This window comes from Kocuria sp. CPCC 205258 (assembly GCF_040981005.1).
Classification (GTDB): domain Bacteria; phylum Actinomycetota; class Actinomycetes; order Actinomycetales; family Micrococcaceae; genus Kocuria; species Kocuria rosea.
The window spans coordinates 261,609-279,849 of the sequence record NZ_JAVKPS010000004.1; the positions used below are offsets into that span (position 1 = coordinate 261,609).

Here is an 18,241-nt window from a genome sequence, read left to right on the forward strand (position 1 = left end):
GCACCGGCCCCGGTGCGCCCGCCGTCCCGCGCGCTCAGGCGTCGATGCGCTCCTGGTCCAGGTGCGTGGCGCCCTCGATGATGAAGTCCTTGCGCGGGGCCACCTCGGAGCCCATGAGCAGGGAGAAGGCGTGCTCGGCGGCCTCGGCGTCCTCCACCCGGATCCGGCGCAGCATCCGGTGCCGGACGTCCATGGTCGTCTCCGCGAGCTGGTCCGCGTCCATCTCACCCAGGCCCTTGTAGCGCTGGATGGGCTCCTTGTACCGCCGCCCCTCCGCCTCGAGCCGGGCGAGCAGGTCCGTGAGCTCGCGCTCGGAGTACGTGTAGACCATCTCGTTGGCCTTGCCGCCGGCGTTGACGATCTCCACCCGGTGCAGCGGGGGCACCGCCGCGTAGACCCGCCCGGCCTCCACGAGGGGGCGCATGTAGCGGTAGAACAGCGTGAGCAGCAGGGTGCGGATGTGCGCGCCGTCGACGTCGGCGTCCGTCATCATGATGACCTTGCCGTAGCGGGCGGCGGTGAGGTCGAAGGTGCGCCCCGAGCCGGCGCCGATGACCTGGATGAGCGCGGCGCACTCCGTGTTGGCCAGCATGTCCGTGATGGACGCCTTCTGCACGTTGAGGATCTTGCCGCGGATCGGCAGCAGCGCCTGGTAGTTGGAGGACCGGGCCAGCCGCGCCGTGCCGAGCGCGGAGTCGCCCTCCACGATGAACAGCTCGGAGCGCTCCACGTCGTTCGAGCGGCACTCGACGAGCTTGGCCGGCATCGAGGAGGTCTCCAGGGCGTTCTTGCGCCGCTGGGTCTCCTTGTGCACCCGCGCGGAGATGCGGGACTTCATCTCCGCCACGACCTTCTCGAGCAGCTGCCCGGCCTGCTGCTTGTCGTGGCGGCCGGTGGCCGTGAGCTTGGCGGTCAGCTCCTTCTCGATCACCCGGCTCACGATCTGGCGCACGGCCGGGGTGCCCAGGACCTCCTTGGTCTGGCCCTCGAACTGCGGCTCCGCCAGCCGCACCGTGAGCACGGCCGTGAGCCCGGCCAGGACGTCGTCCTTCTCGATCTTGTCGCTGCCGGCCTTGAGCTTGCGGGCGTTGGCCTCGATCTGCTTCCGGAACGTCTTCAGCAGGGCCGCCTCGAAGCCGGCCTGGTGGGTGCCGCCCTTGGGGGTCGCGATGATGTTCACGAACGAGCGCAGGGACGTGTCGTAGCCGATGCCCCAGCGCAGGGCGACGTCGACCTCGCACGTGCGGTCCAGCTCCGTGAGCTTGGAGCGGCCGTTCTCGTCCAGGACCGGGACGTTCTCCTTGAACCGGCCCTCGCCCTGGAACCGCCACACGTCGGTGACCGAGCTGTCGGCGGCGAGGTACTCCACGAACTCGGAGATCCCGCCGTCGTGCTGGAACACCTCCTCGTGGGTCCCGAACTCCCCCGGCGTGCCGGGCAGGCCCCGCTGGTCGCGCACGGTGATGCGCAGCCCGGGGATCAGGAACGAGGTCTGGCGGGCCCGCTTGGCGAGCTCCTCGTAGCTGAACCGGGCGTCCGCCGTGAAGATCTGCTCGTCCGCCCAGTACCGGATCCGGGTGCCGGTGACCCCCCGCTTGGCCTTGCCGACGACGTCGAGCACCGACCCCTCCACGAACGGCTCGAACCGGGCGTGCGGGGAGGGCCGGCCCTGGTCCACGAAGCGGCCGGGCTCGCCGTGCCGGAAGGACATCTGGTAGGTCTTCCCGCCGCGGTCCACCTGGACGTCCAGGCGGGCGGAGAGCGCGTTGACGACCGAGGCGCCCACGCCGTGCAGGCCGCCGGAGGCGCTGTAGGAGCCGCCGCCGAACTTCCCGCCCGCGTGCAGCTTGGTGAAGACGACCTCCACGCCGGTCAGCCCGGTGCGCGGCTCGAGGTCGATGGGGATGCCGCGGCCGTCGTCGTGGACCTCCACCGCGCCGTCGGCGTGCAGGACCACCGTGATCTGGTGGCCGAAACCGGCGAGGGCCTCGTCCACGGAGTTGTCGATGATCTCCCACATGCAGTGCATCAGCCCGCGGGAGTCGGTGGAGCCGATGTACATGCCCGGCCGCTTCCGGACGGCCTCGAGGCCCTCGAGGACGGAGAGGTGGCGGGCGTTGTACTCGGAACGGGACGGTGTCACGGGGATACGACTCCTGGGGGACGGCGGGATTCCCCACCACTGTAGTCCCGGCGGCGGACACCGCAGGGCCGGGCGCCGGTGGCGGGGACGCTCCCCGGTCGGCACCGTGACCTACGCCCGGGGCGAAAAACGGCCTCCGCCGGAATCGATTGTCCGAGGGTCGTGGTTGTATAGAGCAGTACCCCGACGCGTCCACGAGACCCCGGGTACCCGCACCGGCGGCCCCGTGCCCCGTGCAACGAGTACGACCCAGGAGGAGGATCCCGTGAACGCAACATTGGAGAGCCGAGAGCTCAATGCGACCGACCGCTGCGACGCGTGCGGCGCCCAGGCCTACGTCCGAGTGATCCTCGAGTCGACGGGCGGTGAGCTGCTGTTCTGCGCTCACCACGCGCGCAAGAACGAGCAGAAGCTGCGGCCGCTGGCCGCCACCTGGCAGGACGAGACCGAGCGCATCGGTTCCTGACCGGGCGACCGCCGAGGGCGGTCGACGCAGGAGGGCCCCGACACCTGGTGTCGGGGCCCTCCTGCGTGTCCGGTCCTCGCCCCGGTCACCGGAGCGGTGCGCGGGTCCGGACGTGGTCGCCCCGCGCCCGGAGGATCTCCGGGCGCGGGAGCGGCCGGTCAGTCGAGGTAGTCGCGCAGCACCTGCGAGCGGGACGGGTGGCGCAGCTTGGACATCGTCTTGGACTCTATCTGCCGGATGCGCTCACGCGTCACGCCGTAGACCTTGCCGATCTCGTCGAGCGTCTTGGGCTGGCCGTCGGTCAGGCCGAAGCGCATCGCCACGACCCCCGCCTCCCGCTCGGAGAGGGTGTCCAGGACCGAGTGCAGCTGCTCCTGCAGGAGCGTGAAGCTCACGGCGTCCGCGGGGACCACGGCCTCGGAGTCCTCGATGAGGTCGCCGAACTCCGAGTCGCCGTCCTCCCCCAGAGGGGTGTGCAGCGAGATCGGCTCTCGGCCGTACTTCTGCACCTCGACGACCTTCTCGGGCGTCATGTCGAGCTCGTTCGCCAGCTCCTCCGGGGTCGGCTCCCGGCCGAGGTCCTGCAGCATCTGGCGCTGGACGCGGGCGAGCTTGTTGATGACCTCGACCATGTGCACCGGGATGCGGATGGTGCGGGCCTGGTCGGCCATGGCACGGGTGATGGCCTGGCGGATCCACCACGTGGCGTACGTGGAGAACTTGAAGCCCTTGGTGTAGTCGAACTTCTCGACCGCACGGATCAGTCCGAGGTTGCCCTCCTGGATGAGGTCCAGGAACAGCATGCCGCGACCGGTGTAGCGCTTCGCGAGCGAGACGACCAGGCGCAGGTTGGCCTCGAGCAGGTGGTTCTTGGCGCGCTTGCCGTCGTGGATGACCCAGCGCAGCTCCTTGCGGGTCTGCGGGTCGAGGCTGTCCTTCCCGTCCGCGAGCTTGTGCTCCGCGTACAGGCCGGCCTCGATCCGCAGCGCCAGGTCCACTTCCTGCTCGGCGTTCAGCAGCGCGACCTTGCCGATCTGCTTGAGGTAGTCCTTGACCGGGTCGGCGGTGGCGCCGGCGGAGACGACTTGCTGGGCCGGGGCGTCGTCGTCGTCGTTGTTGGTGATGACGAAGCCGGAGGTCTTCTCGTCCTTGGGCGCGGGGACGGCCGGCGCGTCCTCGGGCGCGGCCTCCTCCTCCGCGTCGGCGTCCTCGTCCACGTCCGGCTCGATCACCCCGGCCTCGTCGGTCAGGGCGGTCTCGATGTCGGCGTCGTCGGTGACGACGACGTCCTCCTCGGGCTCCCCGGCGACGGCCAGGGCGTCCTTGTCCGCCGGGGCCGCAGCCTTCTTGCGGCCCGCGGCCTTCGGTGCGGCCGGGGGCTTGCTCGCGGCGGTCCTGGTCGCGGTCGACCGGCCGGCCGTGGACTTCGTCGAGGCGGCCGCGGTGGCGCTCTTGGGAGCGGTGGACTTCGCGGCGGTGGACTTCGCCGCCGTGGTCTTCTTCGCGGCCACGGTCTTCTTGGTCGCGGTCGACTTCGCAGCGGCGGTCTTCGCCCGCGGCGACGTGCCCGTGGTGCCGGACGGCGACCGAGCGTCCCCGGTGCCCGGGGTCTCGGCGGCGGTGTCCGTCGTCTTGTTGCTGGCGGCAGGTGACACTGAGAGCCTTTCGTTGAGCGGTCAAGGCGTCCGCCCTCGGGGCAACACGCCTATGACCCTGTCAAGTCCGTGCGCCGGGCAGTGTCCGGCGCGGCGGGCTTGAAGGGTCCTGACAGCCGGAACCACCCGTGGGCGGGATTTGTTCCCGCTCGACCGGACGGACCCGAAAAAGCTCGGCGCGCGCGGGTCAGGAGTGCCAGGCGGTGGCACGGTCCCGGGCCCAGAGCGGCACGGGCCGGGCGTCGGCGAGGCGCAGCACGCGCAGCGCGGGCGGGTGTCCGGGGAGCAGCGCCGTGGCCCGGCGCACGAAGTGCGCGGTGTGGGAGCCGCGCGCCCGGAACCGGTTGAGCTGCGCGAGCTCGACCAGCACGCCCGCGAGCACGGCCCGGCCCCGCGCCTCGTCGTCCGTCCGCGCCGCGTCGCCCGTCCCCGCGGAATCCTCGGCCGCTCCGCCCGCCGCCCCCGCACCGGGCTCCGGTCCGGGCCCCGGTCCCAGCCCCGTGGGCTCCAGGAGCCAGCCGAGCACCTGGAGCACCCGGTAGAGAGTGTCGAGCAGCGACCAGTGCGGGGTCTCCGCCCACTCGCCGGAGAGCACGCGGGAGAGCCGGACCAGCTCCCCCGCGTCCGGCACGGGCACCCGGGCCGCGGCCGGGCCGGACGCGGTGCCGCCGCGACCGGCCGCCGGTCGGCGGGGCAGCGGCGGGACGCCCGGAGGGAGGGGCGCCCGGGTCGGCCCGATCGGAACGCCCGGGGCGTCGGGTCCGTCCACCCGGTCGTCGACGTCGTCGCACAGCTCGGCCCACATCGCGGCGGCCGCGAGGACGCCGTCGAGGTCGTCCGTGGCGCAGGCGGCCAGGAGCAGGTCGGCGAGCACGGGGTCGGCCAGGCTCGCGGCCAGGAAGCCGAGCAGGTCGTCGTCGTGGTCCAGCACCGCGGGCACCGCATCCCCCGGCGCGCCCCGGACCGTGGCGAGCACGTCGGTCCAGACGGACAGTGCGGGCCCGAGGCGGTCCAGGTGGTGCCACGCGTCCGCACCGGCCCGTGACCAGCGGACCGCGGCCTGCCCGGCGGCACGGGCGGTGCCGGCGGGCAGCGCCCCGTACTCCTGGTCCATGGCGAGCCGCGGGGCGGCCGCGTAGGAGCTGCCCGAGGCCACGAGCGCGGCGTTGACGGCGCTGTCCTCGATGTCCGCGACGTCCTGGACGTCGGCCGGGTCCTCGGCCGGCCACCAGCGGTCGCCGGCCACGATCCAGCGCGCCGCCACCGCCCGCCCCGCGCGTCGGGCGGCCTCGTCCACGACGGCGAGCACACCGTCCACCGCGGCGGGTGGCGCCGCCGCCCCGGACGGGTCCCCGGGCGGCGGCGACGTGTACACGATGACGAAGACCCGGTCGCTCAGGGTGTCGTGGGCGACGAGGTCGGCGAGCTCGGCGACGAAGGCCTCCCCGAGGCGTTCGTCGGACGGGCCGGCCGGGAGGTCGACGCGCACGCACGCCCCTGCCGTCCCGCCGCCGGCGGCGAACAGGACGAGGGAGTCGGCGGGCCAGTAGCCGAGCGTGTGCGGCACGACGGCCAGCAGGTCGGCCGCGCACCGGACGACGGGGACGAAGGGGTCTCGGATGGGGTGCTGTCTCATGCGCCCAGCCTGGGCACCGGCCGGTCCGGGAGCACCTGCCGGGGCGCGGTTTGTGGACGGCCGGCGGGTCGGGGACCCGGCGCCCGGCGCGGTGCAGTGCCGACGGGACCGGCCGGCCGGTCAGGCGGCGTCGTGCCCGTGCTGCCGGCGCACCCGCCGGACGGTGGCCAGCACGCCCGCGGCGCCCGCCGCAGCGACCAGGAACTGCGCCGCGATCGCGACCCGGAACGCGTCGGGAGCGTACAGCTCGTCGCGGAAGCCCGCGGCGTGGAGCACGTCGAGCACGAAGCCGGTGACGAAGATGGCCAGCACCGAGGCCGTGAAGCCACCGACGTTGACGATGCCCGTGGCGGTGCCCGAGCGGCGGGCCGGGTTGAAGCTGCGGGTGATGTCGAAGGCGATCATGGAGGCCGGCATGCTGATCGCGATGACGCACACGGCGGCCAGCACCACCGGGACGGGGGCCGTCCCGGGCCAGATCAGCAGGACCGTCCACGCCGCGAAGATCACGGCGGTCACCCCCAGCGACAGCCGCACCCGGCGGTGCGGGTGGCGGGCGGAGAGCCCGCCGAGGCCGAGGGCCACGGCCAGGTTGGTCACCACGAAGGAGGTCATCACCAGGGAGATCGTGGTGTCCGACAGGTCCTGGGCGTACTCGAGATAGGGGTAGCCCCACATCAGCACGAACGTGTTGCCCGCGAACTGGGTGGTGAAGTGCACCCAGAAGCCGAGCCGGGTGCCGGGCTCGGCCACGCTCTCCCGGAGCACCCGGCCGGTCCGCCGCAGGCCCAGCGCCGGGTTCAGGACCTCCACCCCGGGGGGCGCGTTGCGCAGCAGGGTCGCGGCGAGCACGGCGGCGAGCAGCGCGAGGGAGGCCAGCGCCGCGAAGGACGGGAACCACCCGGTGAGCTCGAGCAGCCACGCGAACGGGATGACGGACACCAGCTGGCCGAGGTTGCCGACCACGCCCAGGAACTGGGTCAGCGGCGGCACGCGCAGCGCGGAGAACCAGGCGGGGATCAGGCGCATCACGCACACGAAGGTGGTCGCGTCGCCCGCGCCCACGAGCACGCGGGCGGCCACGCCCTCGCCGACCGTGTCGGCCAGGGCCAGCTGGATCTGGCCGGCCGTCATGAGCAGCGCCCCGGCGGCGACCATCACGCGGGAGCCGAAGCGGTCCACGAGCACGCCGACGGGGATCTGCAGCGCCGCGTAGACGAGGACCTGCATGAGCGAGAACATCGACAGCGCGGAGGCCGCGGTGCCGAAGCGCTCGGCCGCGTCGACCGACGCCACACCGAAGCTGGTGCGCTGCGCCACGGCGCTGAAGTAGGCGAAGGTACCGATCGCGAAGACCAGGTAGGCGCGGCGGGAGTCCTTGCCGGGCTCGTGGGCCCGGTACCGGTCGGACGGCATGCACTTCGCTCTCGGGGGGACGGGGCCGGGCCGGGACCCGGGACGGCGGGGCCGCCCCGGACGGCGCCGGACCGCCCCGCGCGCCGGCCGGGCTCAGTCCTGGTCGTCCTCCTGGGCGGCGAGGAAGGCCTCGGCCGCGGCGCCGATCTCGTCGGCGTCGGGGAGCTCGGACTCGTCTCCCACCAGCAGGGAGCGCGGGACCGAGGCGTCGACGACGTCATCGTAGCGCTGTTCCAGTCCTGCCACGACCGCCTGCACCTCGGGCGAGGCGCCGACCTGCTGGTCGATCTGGCGCTCGATCTCGCGGGCCGCCTCGCGCAGCTCGTCCGAGGGCAGGGTCAGCGAGGTCACGGCGCTGATGTGCTCGAGGGCGGCCACGGCGGCATGCGGCAGGTGCGCCTCGGCCAGGTACTGCGGGACGTGCACGGTGAAGCCGATGTTGTCGATCCCCGCCTCGCCCAGCCGGATCTCGAGGAGCTGCGCGGCCGACGAGCTCATCTCCACGACCGGCTTCCACGCGTGCTCGGCGGGGAGCAGGTCGGCCCGGTTGCCGTGCACCGAGACGATGAACGGACGGGTGTGCGGGACGGGCATGGGGATTCCCGAGACGATGGCCACGAGGGACACGTCCATCCGCCGGGCCAGGCCCACGACGGCCTCGGTGAACCGGTTCCACTGCAGATCCGGCTCGGGGCCCGTCAGCAGCGCGAAGCTGCGCCCCAGACCGTCCGTGACCAGCCGGAGGGACAGCTCGGGGGTCTGGAAGCCCTCGAAGTGGTCCTCCACGAAGCTCACGTGCGGGCGGCGGGCCCGGTAGTCGTAGAGCTGGTCCAGGTCGAAACGGGCCACGACCTCGTGCGGGAGGGCCTCGGTGATGGTGTGCTCGATCTGCACGGCCACGTGCCCCGCCTCCGCGTAGCCGGACAGGGCGACGATCAGCGGCAGTCCGCGAACCCGGGCGTCCTCGAGCAGAGCGGGGTTGCTCAGGTACAGCGAGGTGGGGTCCAGCACAGCTCTTCCTCCTGGGGTGGGTCGGTTCCGGGCGTCCGTGGGGAGACCGGTGGGAGCACGCCTCCGACGGCGCGCCCGGATCATGTCAACCGTCCGCGGGCACCGCGTTATTCCCCGCCGATCCCGCGGGGCCCGCCCCGTGCGTCCGGGCCCCGGCGGCGCGCCGGCCGGGGATAGGATCGACAGCACGCCTGCCGGGCCGGGCCGGGCCGCCGACCGCGGACCGGACCGGCACCGCCGGTCCAGACCTCAGCGAAAGGACGATCCATGCCCGACGTACAGGACCTTCTCGAACCCCGGGGCATCGAGCTCACCGCCACGCACAAGGCCCTGGGCCGGACGCCGGCCCACGCGCTCGTGCTCGGTGTGGCGAAGGGACAGGACGGCGACGGCTCGGGCCGTGTCCTGCTCCCCGCCGGCGAGCAGCGACGGCTCGCCCCCGTGGTGGAGGCCGCGGCGGCGCTGCGCGTGAAGGGCGCCGCCGACGAGGTGACCGTGGTGCCGGCGCCGTCCGGGCTGCCGTTCACCGTGGTGGTCCTCACCGGGGTCGGCGCCCTGCCCGCCGGGACCGCGGAGCGCGCCGAGGTGCTGCGCCGGGCCGCGGGCGCCGCCGTGCGGCGGCTCGCCGGCACCGACTCCGCGGTGCTCGCCCTGCCCGTGGACTCCGAGCAGGACGCCGCGGCGGTCGCCGAGGGCGCCGCTCTCGGCGCCTTCGCCTTCGCCCACCAGCGCGCGGCGACCGCCGGTTCCGTGCAGGACCCGCTGGCCTCCGCCGTCGTGCACGCCCCGGGCGTGGCGCGCGCCGCGCTGGGCCGGTGCCTCGACCGCGCCGCCGCCCTGGGCCGCGGCGTCCGCGCGGCCCGCACCCTCGTGGACCTCTCCCCCAACGTCATGTACCCGGAGGCCGTGGCGGACTACGCCCGCCGGGCCGCCAGGGGCACCAAGGTCTCCGTGACCGTGCTCGCCGAGAAGGAGCTCGCCAAGGGCGGCTACGGGGGGCTCCTGGGAGTGGGACAGGGCTCCGTGCACGGCCCGCGCCTCGTCAAGCTGGAGTACGCCCCGGCGCGCGCCGCGAAGCACTACGCCTACGTGGGCAAGGGCATCACCTTCGACTCGGGCGGCCTCTCCCTCAAGCCCCCGGCCTCGATGATGACCATGAAGTCGGACATGGCCGGCGCCGGCGCCGTGCTCGCGACCGTCCTCACCGCCGCCGAGCTGGGCCTGCCCGTGAAGGTCACGGGGTGGCTGTGCCTGGCCGAGAACCTGCCCTCGTCGACCGCCACCCGCCCCGGCGACGTCATCACCATCCGCGGCGGCCGCACCGTCGAGGTGCTCAACACCGACGCCGAGGGGCGCCTGGTGCTGGCCGACGGTCTCGTGGCCGCGTGCGAGGAGGCCCCGGACGCCGTCGTCGACATCGCCACGCTGACCGGCGCGCAGATGGTGGCCCTCGGCGCACGGACGTTCGGGATCATGGGCGACGAGACGGTGCGCACCGCCGTGGCCGAGGCCGCCCGCGCCGCCGGCGAGGACGGCTGGCCCATGCCGCTGCCCGAGCACCTGCGCCCGTCCCTGGACTCCAAGGTCGCCGACCTCAAGAACATCGGGGACAAGAACGGCGGGATGCTCGTCGCCGGGATCTTCCTGCGCGAGTTCGTCGGCGGCACCGACGGGGCACGGGTGCCCTGGGCGCACGTGGACATCGCCGGCCCCTCCTTCAACGAGGGATCGCCCTACGGCTACACCCCGGCGGAGGGCACCGGCGCGGGCGTGCGCACGCTCGTGCGGCTGCTCGAGGACGCGGTCACCGACCGCGGCTGAGGTCCCGCGACACCCCTGCGCCGGAGGGAGCGCCCGCCTGGTCGCTCCCTCCGGCGTAGGGCTAAGGTATGTACGAAACGAACCCGTCACGGGACGGGTGCGACCCACCCGGAACGACGTCAACGCGCAAGGGAGCCAAACACGTGGCCGACAACGAATTCGACATCCTCGTCCTCGGCGGAGGGAGTGCCGGCTACGCCGCCGCGCTGCGGGCCGTCCAGCTCGGCTTCACCGTGGCGCTGGTGGAGAAGAACAAGCTCGGGGGCACGTGCCTCCACTGGGGGTGTATCCCGACCAAGGCGTACCTGCACTCCGCCGAGCTGGCCGAGGACGCCCGCGAGAGCTCCAAGTACGGCATCCACACCACGCTGGACTCCATCGACATGGCGGCCGTGCGGGAGTACAAGGACAAGATCGTCGCCGGCAAGTTCAAGGGCCTCACGGGTCTGATGAAGATGCGCAAGATCAAGGTCATCGAGGGAGTCGGCAAGCTCACGGGCGAGAACACCGTCGAGGTCGACGGCACCACCTACACCGGCAAGCACATCGTGCTGGCCTCCGGCTCGATCTCCAAGACCCTGGGCGTCGAGATCGGCGGACGGATCATGACCTCCACCGAGGCGCTGGAGATCGACTTCGTGCCCAAGAGCGCCATCGTCCTCGGCGGCGGCGTGATCGGCTGCGAGTTCGCCTCCATGTGGAAGTCCTTCGGCGTGGACGTCACCGTGATCGAGGGTCTCCCCCACCTGGTCGCCAACGAGGACCCCGCGCTCATCAAGATCCTGGAGCGGGAGTTCAAGAAGCGCGGCATCAAGTCCAGCCTCGGCACCTTCTTCGAGAAGGTCGAGCAGGACGACAACGGGGCGAAGGTCACCCTGGCCGACGGCAAGGTCTTCGAGGCCGACATCGTGCTGGTCGCCGTGGGCCGCGGCCCGAACACCGCCGACATGGGTTACGAGGAGCAGGGCATCCCCATGGACCGCGGCTTCGTCACCCCGAACGAGCGCCTGCACACCGGCGTCGGCAACATCTACGCGATCGGCGACATCGTCCCCGGGGTCCAGCTCGCCCACCGCGGCTACCAGCAGGGGCGGTTCGTGGCCGAGGAGATCGCCGGCCTGAACCCGGCCGTCGTCGACGACGTGAACATCCCCAAGGTCACGTTCACCGAGCCGGAGATCGCCTCGGTCGGCTACACCGAGCCGAAGGCGAAGGAGAAGTTCGGCGAGGACAATGTCGAGGTCGCCGAGTACAACCTCGCCGGCAACGGCAAGAGCTCGATCCTGGGCACCGGCGGCATCATCAAGCTGGTGCGCGAGAAGGACGGGCCGATCATCGGCTTCCACGCCATCGGCAAGCGCATCAGCGAGCAGATCGGCGAGGGCCAGCTCATCGTCAACTGGGAGGCCTACCCCGAGGACGTCGCCGCGTTCGTGCACGCGCACCCCACCCAGAACGAGGCCATCGGCGAGGCCGCCATGGCACTCGCGGGCACGCCGCTGCACGGCTGACCGCGTCGAGGCCCCGCCCCTCCCGGGCGGGGCCTCCCCCACTACCCCGGACCCGGGCCCGGCGCCCGGACCGCACCATCGAAGGCACCGAAAGAGAGACGGTCGGACCATGTCAGAAACCGTAAACCTGCCCGCACTGGGCGAATCCGTGACCGAGGGCACCGTGACCCGGTGGCTCAAGCAGGTCGGTGACGAGGTCGCCGTCGACGAGCCCCTGGTCGAGGTCTCCACCGACAAGGTCGACACCGAGATCCCCTCCCCCGTGGCGGGCGTGATCGAGGAGATCCTCGTCGAGGAGGACGAGGACGTCGAGGTCGGCGCGCCGCTGGTCGTCATCGGTGACGGCTCGGGCTCCGGCTCCGGCGGCGGCTCCGGCCAGGACGAGGCCGCCGCGGACACCTCCGCCGAGGAGGCCGAGGACGCCGCGACCGAGGCCGAGACCCCCGAGGCGACCGACGAGGCCGCCGAGCAGAAGTCCTCCGGCCAGGAGTCCTCCGGTCAGGAGCAGGCCCCGCAGGCCGAGGCCCAGCAGACGGGCGAGGGCAGCGAGATCACCCTGCCCGCACTGGGCGAGTCCGTGACCGAGGGCACCGTGACCCGGTGGCTCAAGCAGGTCGGTGACGAGGTCGCCGTCGACGAGCCGCTGCTGGAGGTCTCCACCGACAAGGTCGACACCGAGGTCCCCTCCCCCGTGGCCGGGACCCTGCTGGAGATCCGGGTGCAGGAGGACGAGGACGCCGAGGTCGGCCAGGTCCTGGCGGTCATCGGCTCCGGCTCCGCCCCGTCCGGGGACAAGCCCGCCGAGAAGCCCGCCGCGGACACCTCCGCCGAGGAGGCCGAGGACGCCGCGACCGAGGCCGAGACCCCCGAGGCGACCGACGAGGCCGCCGAGCAGAAGTCCTCCGGCCAGGAGTCCTCCGGTCAGGAGCAGGCCCCGCAGGCCGAGGCCCAGCAGACGGGCGAGGGCAGCGAGATCACCCTGCCCGCACTGGGCGAGTCCGTGACCGAGGGCACCGTGACCCGGTGGCTCAAGCAGGTCGGTGACGAGGTCGCCGTCGACGAGCCGCTGCTGGAGGTCTCCACCGACAAGGTCGACACCGAGGTCCCCTCCCCCGTGGCCGGGACCCTGCTGGAGATCCGGGTGCAGGAGGACGAGGACGCCGAGGTCGGCCAGGTCCTGGCGGTCATCGGCTCCGGCTCCGCCCCGTCCGGGGACAAGCCCGCCGCGGACACCTCCGCCGCGGAGAAGCCGGCGAAGCAGGCCTCCGCCGGCGGCGAGGGCTACGAGGGTTCCTCCTCCGGGAAGCAGGAGAAGGCGCCGTCCCGCGACGAGGCCCTGGTCGAGACCGACGAGCCCGTGCTGGCCGACACCTCCGGGGACGAGCAGCAGGACGCCGCCCAGCGCGACGGCGCCCGCACCGAGAACGCGGAGGCGCCGACGGGCGACAACTCGTCCTACGTGACCCCGCTGGTGCGCAAGCTCGCCAAGAAGGAGGGCGTGGACCTCTCCGCGCTCACCGGCACCGGTGTGGGCGGCCGCATCCGCAAGCAGGACGTGCTCGCCGCCGCCGAGCAGCAGAAGAGCGCGGCCGCACCGGCCGCCGAGGCCCCGGCCGAGACGGCCGCGGCCGCTCCGGCGAAGGAGGCCGCCCCGGCCGTGCCGAAGGCGGACGCCAAGCGCGGGACCACCGAGAAGGCCCCGCGGATCCGGATGACGATCGCCCAGCGCATGCGCGAGTCGCTGCAGGAGGCCGCTCAGCTGACCCAGGTGACCGAGGTCGACATGACCCGGGTGGCCGTGCTGCGCGGCCGGGCGAAGGCGAAGTTCCAGGAGCGGGAGGGCGCCAAGCTCACCTACCTGCCGTTCTTCGCCAAGGCCGTGGCGGAGGCCCTGCAGGCCCACCCGAAGCTCAACGCCACCTTCAAGGAGGCCGAGAAGGAGATCGTCTACAACGGCTCGGAGAACATCGCCATCGCGGTGGACACCCCGAAGGGCCTGCTGGTGCCGGTCATCAAGAACGCCGGCGACCTCAACCTCGGCGGCCTGGCCAAGCAGATCGCAGACCTCGGCTCCCGGGCCAAGGACGGCAACATCACGCCGGACGACCTCACCGGCGGCACCTTCACGATCACGAACCTCGGGTCGTTCGGGGCCCTGTTCGACACCCCGATCATCAACCAGCCGCAGGTCGCGATCCTCGGCACGGGATCGATCGTGAAGCGCCCCATGGTGGTCTCCGACGCCGACGGCAACGACACCATCGCCATCCGCCAGATGTGCTACCTGTCGCTGACCTACGACCACCGCCTGGTCGACGGCGCGGACGCCGGCCGCTTCCTCCAGGCGCTCAAGGCGCGCCTGGAGGAGGGCCGCTTCGAGTCCGAGGTCGGTCTCTGACCGGCCCCGTGCCGGTCCACGGCCCCCGCTGAGCACCTGCGGAGGGCCGGCGGACGCCGAGAGGGCGTGTTCCTGGTCACAGGGGCACGCCCTCTCGGCGTCCGCCGGCGGCGCTCCGATAGGCTCGACGGCATGACCTTCCTGACCGGACTCCTCGTCTTCCTGCACCTCGTCGGCGCCGCGATCATCGTGGGCACCTGGATCTACACCATGAAGCGCCCGACGGTGTCCCCCGGCCAGTTCCACGCCTCGCTGCTGAGCCTGGTGACCGGTCTCCTGCTCGTGGCGGTCCACGAAATGGGCGAGGCTGACGTCAACCACGCCAAGGTCGCCGTGAAGCTGCTGGTCGCCCTCGCCGTGGCGGTCGCCGCCTTCGTGGGCCAGCGGAGGACCAGGCGCGGGGAGACGGTCTCGACCGGTCTCGCCCACGCCGTGGGCGGGCTGGCGCTGATCAACATGGCGGTCGCCACCCTCTGGTGAGCCCCGCCCGCCACCGCACCATCGACGACCGGACCCCCGGCGCTGCCCGTCAGCCCCGGGGGTCCTGCCGTGCCGGTTCCCGTCCGTCCGGCTCCTGCCCGTCAGGCCCCCGTCCGTTCCGCGGCTGCCCGTCCGAGCCGGTTCCCGGCGGGGCCGTCGCCCCCGCCGCAGGTTCCACCTCGGCCAGCCGCCAGCCCTGCTCCCCGTGGACCAGCTCGACGAGGACCGTCTGCACCCATCCGTCCCCGGCCGGCACCACGGACGGGACCGTGCCCGGCCCGCCGCGGTGGCCGTCCACCCGCACCTCGGCCATCAGCACGACCCCGCCCGGCGGCGCGGAGCCCGCCGGTCCGTCGCGGACGCTCTCGGCCTCGAGGACGAGGCCGGGAAAACCGCCGTCCGCCCGGGCGATGGTGTCCCGGTCCGCCGCCGCGGCCCGGGCGCCGGGGGCGTACACCTCGTCCAGCAACCGGACGTCACCGGTGCGCAGGGCCTCTCCCCGCCGCGCCACCAGCTCTCCCAGCGCCCGCCGGGGGTCCGCGTCCTCGACGGAGTCCTGCGGCGGGTCGACGACGGACCCCGGCGCCAACGGGCCCGACCGCGCCGCAGAGGGGAACCGCGCCGGGGGCGCCGTGGCCGCCGGCGTGTTCGCCGGATCGGCCGCCGGGTCCGGCGACGGGCCGGCCCCGCCCAGGGGGAGCAGGACCGCGCCCCCGGCGGCCAGCAGCAGCGCCGCCGCCCCGACGAGCACGGCCCGGCGACCGCCGCCCGTCCGGACCGGCTCCGGACGGGCGGCGGCGACCCGCCGCCCGCCGGGGTCCGGCTCCTGGGCCCGCGCGAACCGGTCGGCCAGTTCCGCCGCCGTGGGCCGAGCCGAGGCGTCGGGGGCGAGGGCCGCCTCGACCGCCCGCACGAGGCCGGGCGGGGCGCCGGGGCACAGCAGGGACAGGGGCGCCCGCCGCGCCTCCCGGGCCGGGGCCCGCCCGGTGAGCGCCGCCCACCCGAGGGCCCCGAGCGCGCGGACATCCTCCTCCGGGCTCCCTGCCGCGGTGCCCGCGCGCACCGCGGCGACGTGCCCCGCGCCGTCCGCGGCCGCCGTGCGCTCCCCTGTGCTCTCCGCCGGGCCCGCGGCCGGGCTCTCCGGAGGGGTCACGGTGCCGCGGAACAGGACCTGCCGGGCGGAGAGCTCCCCGTGGCACCGGCCGAGGGCGTGCAGGGCGGCCAAGCCGGTCGCGGCGTCCCGCAGCACCGCGGCGGCCTCGGCGGGCGCCAGCCGGCCGCGCTCGGCCAGCCGGTCGGCGAGGGAGCCGCCCCGCAGGAAGTCCTCGACCAGCCCGACCGGTGCCGCCGCCGGGCCCAGCAGGCCGCGCACGGCCACGAGACAGGCCTCGTCCCGGCCCGCCAGGGCGACCGCGAGCGACCGGAGCGCGGCCCTCGACCGGTCACGCTCCGGTCCGGGCTCGTCAGGGCAGGGCCGCAGGACGAAGTGCTCCCCCGACCGGGCCTCCCGCACCAGCCACGATCGGCCGCCCAGGCGGCGCACCGGCTCCAGGCCGTCCTCCGGCGGGAGCCGCGGAGGCGTGTCCTCGGCCCGCGTGCCGGGGAGGGAACCCGCACCGTCGTCCCGGACGGCCGCGGCGAGCCGCGCCCGGGCGGAGACGGACGGGGCCCGGGAGGGCTCGTGGTGGCCGCCGTGCGCGGCGGGGCGCTGCTCCATGCCTCCAGCATGCCCGCCCGCCGCCGCGGGCCGTGGGCGCCGTCCACAGCCCCCGTCCGGCGCGCGTTGTCCCCGCCGCGCGATAGGCTGGGGACATGTCCATCTGCTTCGAACGGCTCGGCTTCGACCCGCACCTCGTCGACTACCGCTCGGCGCTGGAGCTGCAGAAGAACGTGCACCGGGAGGTCGTCGCGGGCGAGCGGGACAACACCGTGCTGCTGCTGGAGCACCCCCCGGTCTACACGGCCGGACGGCGCACCGAGCCCCACGAGTACCCCACCGACGGGGCCGAGGTCGTGGAGATCGGACGCGGGGGCAAGCTCACCTACCACGGCCCCGGGATGCTCGTGGGCTATCCCGTCGTCCGGCTGACCACGCCCATCGACGTCGTGCGCTTCGTGCGCCTGCTCGAGGAGATCATCATCGCCGTCGTCGCGGACCTCGGGGTGGAGGCCACCACCGTGGCGGGACGCTCCGGGGCCTGGGTGCTCGCGGACGAGCACGGGCCGGACCGCAAGATCGCCGCCATCGGCGTGCAGGTCTCCAAGCGGGTCACCATGCACGGCTTCGCCCTGAACTGCTCCAACGACCTGCGGCCGTTCGGCAGGATCATCCCCTGCGGCATCACCGACGCCTCCGTCACGAGCCTCTCGCAGGAGACGGGCCGGCTCGTGACCCCGGAGACGGTGGTCGCGCGCGTGGAGCAGGAAATATCCGCCCGCCGGGACGAGTTGTGCGAACAGTTCGTCCCGTCAGGGACCCCGGGTCCGTTGCCCTGGCCCACCGCCGTCAGCTGACCCGCGCCGCCCCCGGGACCGCCGGGACCGTGAGCGCACCACCGTCGACATCTCGACAAGGAGACCGACCATGACCGTTGCCCCCGAGGGCCGCCGCCTGCTGCGCGTCGAGGCGCGCAACGCCGAGACGCCGATCGAGAAGAAGCCGTCCTGGCTGAAGAACACCGCACGGATGGGCCCCGAGTTCCAGGAGCTGAAGTCGCTGGCCCGCGGCAAGGGCCTGCACACCGTGTGCGAGGAGGCGGGCTGTCCCAACATCTACGAGTGCTGGGAGGACCGGGAGGCCACGTTCCTGATCGGCGGCTCCAAGTGCACCCGCCGCTGCGACTTCTGCGACATCGCCACCGGCAAGCCGGACCTGCTGGACGTCACCGAGCCCCGCAAGGTGGCCGAGTCCGTCAAGGAGCTGGGCCTGCGCTACGCGACCGTGACAGGCGTGGCCCGTGACGACCTCGACGACGGCGGCGCCTGGCTGTACGCGGAGACCATCCGCGCGATCCACACGCTGAACCCGAACACCGGTGTGGAGATCCTGATCCCCGACTTCCAGGGCAAGCCGGACCGGCTGCAGCAGGTCATCGACGCCGCGCCGGAGGTCTTCGCGCACAACGTCGAGACGGTCCCGCGCATCTTCCGCCAGATCCGGCCCGCGTTCACCTACGAGCGCTCCCTGGACGTCATCACCCAGGGCAAGGACGCCGGGATGATCACCAAGTCCAACCTCATCCTCGGCATGGGCGAGACGAACCAGGAGATCTACGAGGCGCTGTGCGACCTCAACGACGCCGGGTGCGACATCATCACGCTCACCCAGTACCTGCGCCCCTCCCCGCTGTTCCACCCGATCGACCGGTGGGTCAAGCCCGAGGAGTTCGTGGAGCTCTCCGAGATGGCCGAGGAGATCGGCTTCCTGGGCGTCATGGCCGGCCCCATGGTCCGCTCCTCCTACCGGGCCGGACGGCTGTGGGCCCGCGCCATGGAGAAGTCGGGCCGGGCGATCCCGGAGCACCTGGCGCACATCGAGGACACCGGCAGCGCCTCCCAGGAGGCCTCCTCGCTCGTCCAGCGACTCCGCTGAGGTCCGGCGGGGCGCGGCCCCGCCCACCCGCTAAACTGGAGGACGGACCACGGCCGGGCACCCTGACGCCCTGACGCCGCGGGTCCCCCCGGAACACCGCCACCGCACCACA

13 protein-coding genes are annotated in these 18,241 nt (G+C 73.4%); 7 read left to right on the plus strand and 6 right to left on the minus strand.

Features of this window, described 5'->3' with window-relative positions:
* Positions 1-34 precede the first annotated feature (34 nt).
* The gene (locus tag RF644_RS09560; protein WP_095651741.1) at positions 35-2,143 is read right to left on the minus strand and encodes a type IIA DNA topoisomerase subunit B; all 2,109 of its coding nucleotides are present in this window, start codon (positions 2,141-2,143) and stop codon (positions 35-37) included.
* 265 nt (positions 2,144-2,408) lie between these two features.
* Between RF644_RS09560 and RF644_RS09565 the strand changes: the two genes are divergently transcribed.
* Positions 2,409-2,609, plus strand: a complete 201-nt coding sequence (locus tag RF644_RS09565; RefSeq protein ID WP_017834164.1) for a hypothetical protein — start codon at positions 2,409-2,411, stop codon at positions 2,607-2,609.
* 158 nt (positions 2,610-2,767) lie between these two features.
* Here the strand turns inward: RF644_RS09565 and RF644_RS09570 are convergent, their stop codons facing one another.
* The 4 genes from RF644_RS09570 to RF644_RS09585 all read right to left on the minus strand — a co-directional run bounded on the left by RF644_RS09570 (position 2,768) and on the right by RF644_RS09585 (position 8,327).
* On the minus strand, positions 2,768-4,264 hold the full coding sequence (locus RF644_RS09570; protein ID WP_031283343.1) for an RNA polymerase sigma factor: 1,497 nt from the start codon (positions 4,262-4,264) through the stop codon (positions 2,768-2,770).
* Between the two features lie 187 nt (positions 4,265-4,451).
* Positions 4,452-5,900: a DUF4192 family protein gene (locus tag RF644_RS09575; RefSeq protein WP_368796339.1), complete on the minus strand. Its 1,449-nt coding sequence runs from the start codon at positions 5,898-5,900 to the stop codon at positions 4,452-4,454.
* A gap of 120 nt (positions 5,901-6,020) precedes the next feature.
* A complete protein-coding gene (locus tag RF644_RS09580) occupies positions 6,021-7,316 on the minus strand; it encodes a nitrate/nitrite transporter (RefSeq protein ID WP_368796340.1) in 1,296 nt (431 codons plus the stop codon).
* Between the two features lie 93 nt (positions 7,317-7,409).
* The gene (locus tag RF644_RS09585; protein WP_017834159.1) at positions 7,410-8,327 is read right to left on the minus strand and encodes a proteasome assembly chaperone family protein; all 918 of its coding nucleotides are present in this window, start codon (positions 8,325-8,327) and stop codon (positions 7,410-7,412) included.
* Positions 8,328-8,594: 267 nt separating this feature from the next.
* Between RF644_RS09585 and RF644_RS09590 the strand changes: the two genes are divergently transcribed.
* The 4 genes from RF644_RS09590 (at position 8,595) to RF644_RS09605 (ending at position 14,537) form a co-directional block, all read left to right on the plus strand.
* Entirely contained in the window at positions 8,595-10,148 is a 1,554-nt protein-coding gene (locus RF644_RS09590; protein WP_368796341.1) for a leucyl aminopeptidase, read from the plus strand.
* A gap of 143 nt (positions 10,149-10,291) precedes the next feature.
* Positions 10,292-11,659: a dihydrolipoyl dehydrogenase gene (gene lpdA, locus RF644_RS09595; RefSeq protein ID WP_017834157.1), complete on the plus strand. Its 1,368-nt coding sequence runs from the start codon at positions 10,292-10,294 to the stop codon at positions 11,657-11,659.
* Positions 11,660-11,768: 109 nt separating this feature from the next.
* Complete coding sequence (sucB, locus tag RF644_RS09600) at positions 11,769-14,057, plus strand: 2-oxoglutarate dehydrogenase, E2 component, dihydrolipoamide succinyltransferase (protein ID WP_368796342.1); 2,289 nt, start codon at positions 11,769-11,771, stop codon at positions 14,055-14,057.
* Between the two features lie 132 nt (positions 14,058-14,189).
* Positions 14,190-14,537, plus strand: coding sequence for a hypothetical protein (locus RF644_RS09605; RefSeq protein WP_035924038.1), 348 nt, complete (start codon positions 14,190-14,192; stop codon positions 14,535-14,537).
* Between the two features lie 49 nt (positions 14,538-14,586).
* Here RF644_RS09605 and RF644_RS09610 read toward each other — a convergent pair whose 3' ends face one another.
* Entirely contained in the window at positions 14,587-16,254 is a 1,668-nt protein-coding gene (locus RF644_RS09610; RefSeq protein WP_368796343.1) for a hypothetical protein, read from the minus strand.
* A gap of 95 nt (positions 16,255-16,349) precedes the next feature.
* On the opposite strand from RF644_RS09610, the gene lipB reads away from it, so the two are divergent.
* A complete protein-coding gene (gene lipB, locus RF644_RS09615) occupies positions 16,350-17,051 on the plus strand; it encodes a lipoyl(octanoyl) transferase LipB (protein ID WP_368796344.1) in 702 nt (233 codons plus the stop codon).
* A 70-nt stretch (positions 17,052-17,121) separates the two neighbouring features.
* On the plus strand, positions 17,122-18,129 hold the full coding sequence (gene lipA, locus RF644_RS09620) for a lipoyl synthase (RefSeq protein WP_017834152.1): 1,008 nt from the start codon (positions 17,122-17,124) through the stop codon (positions 18,127-18,129).
* Positions 18,130-18,241: the final 112 nt, after the last annotated feature.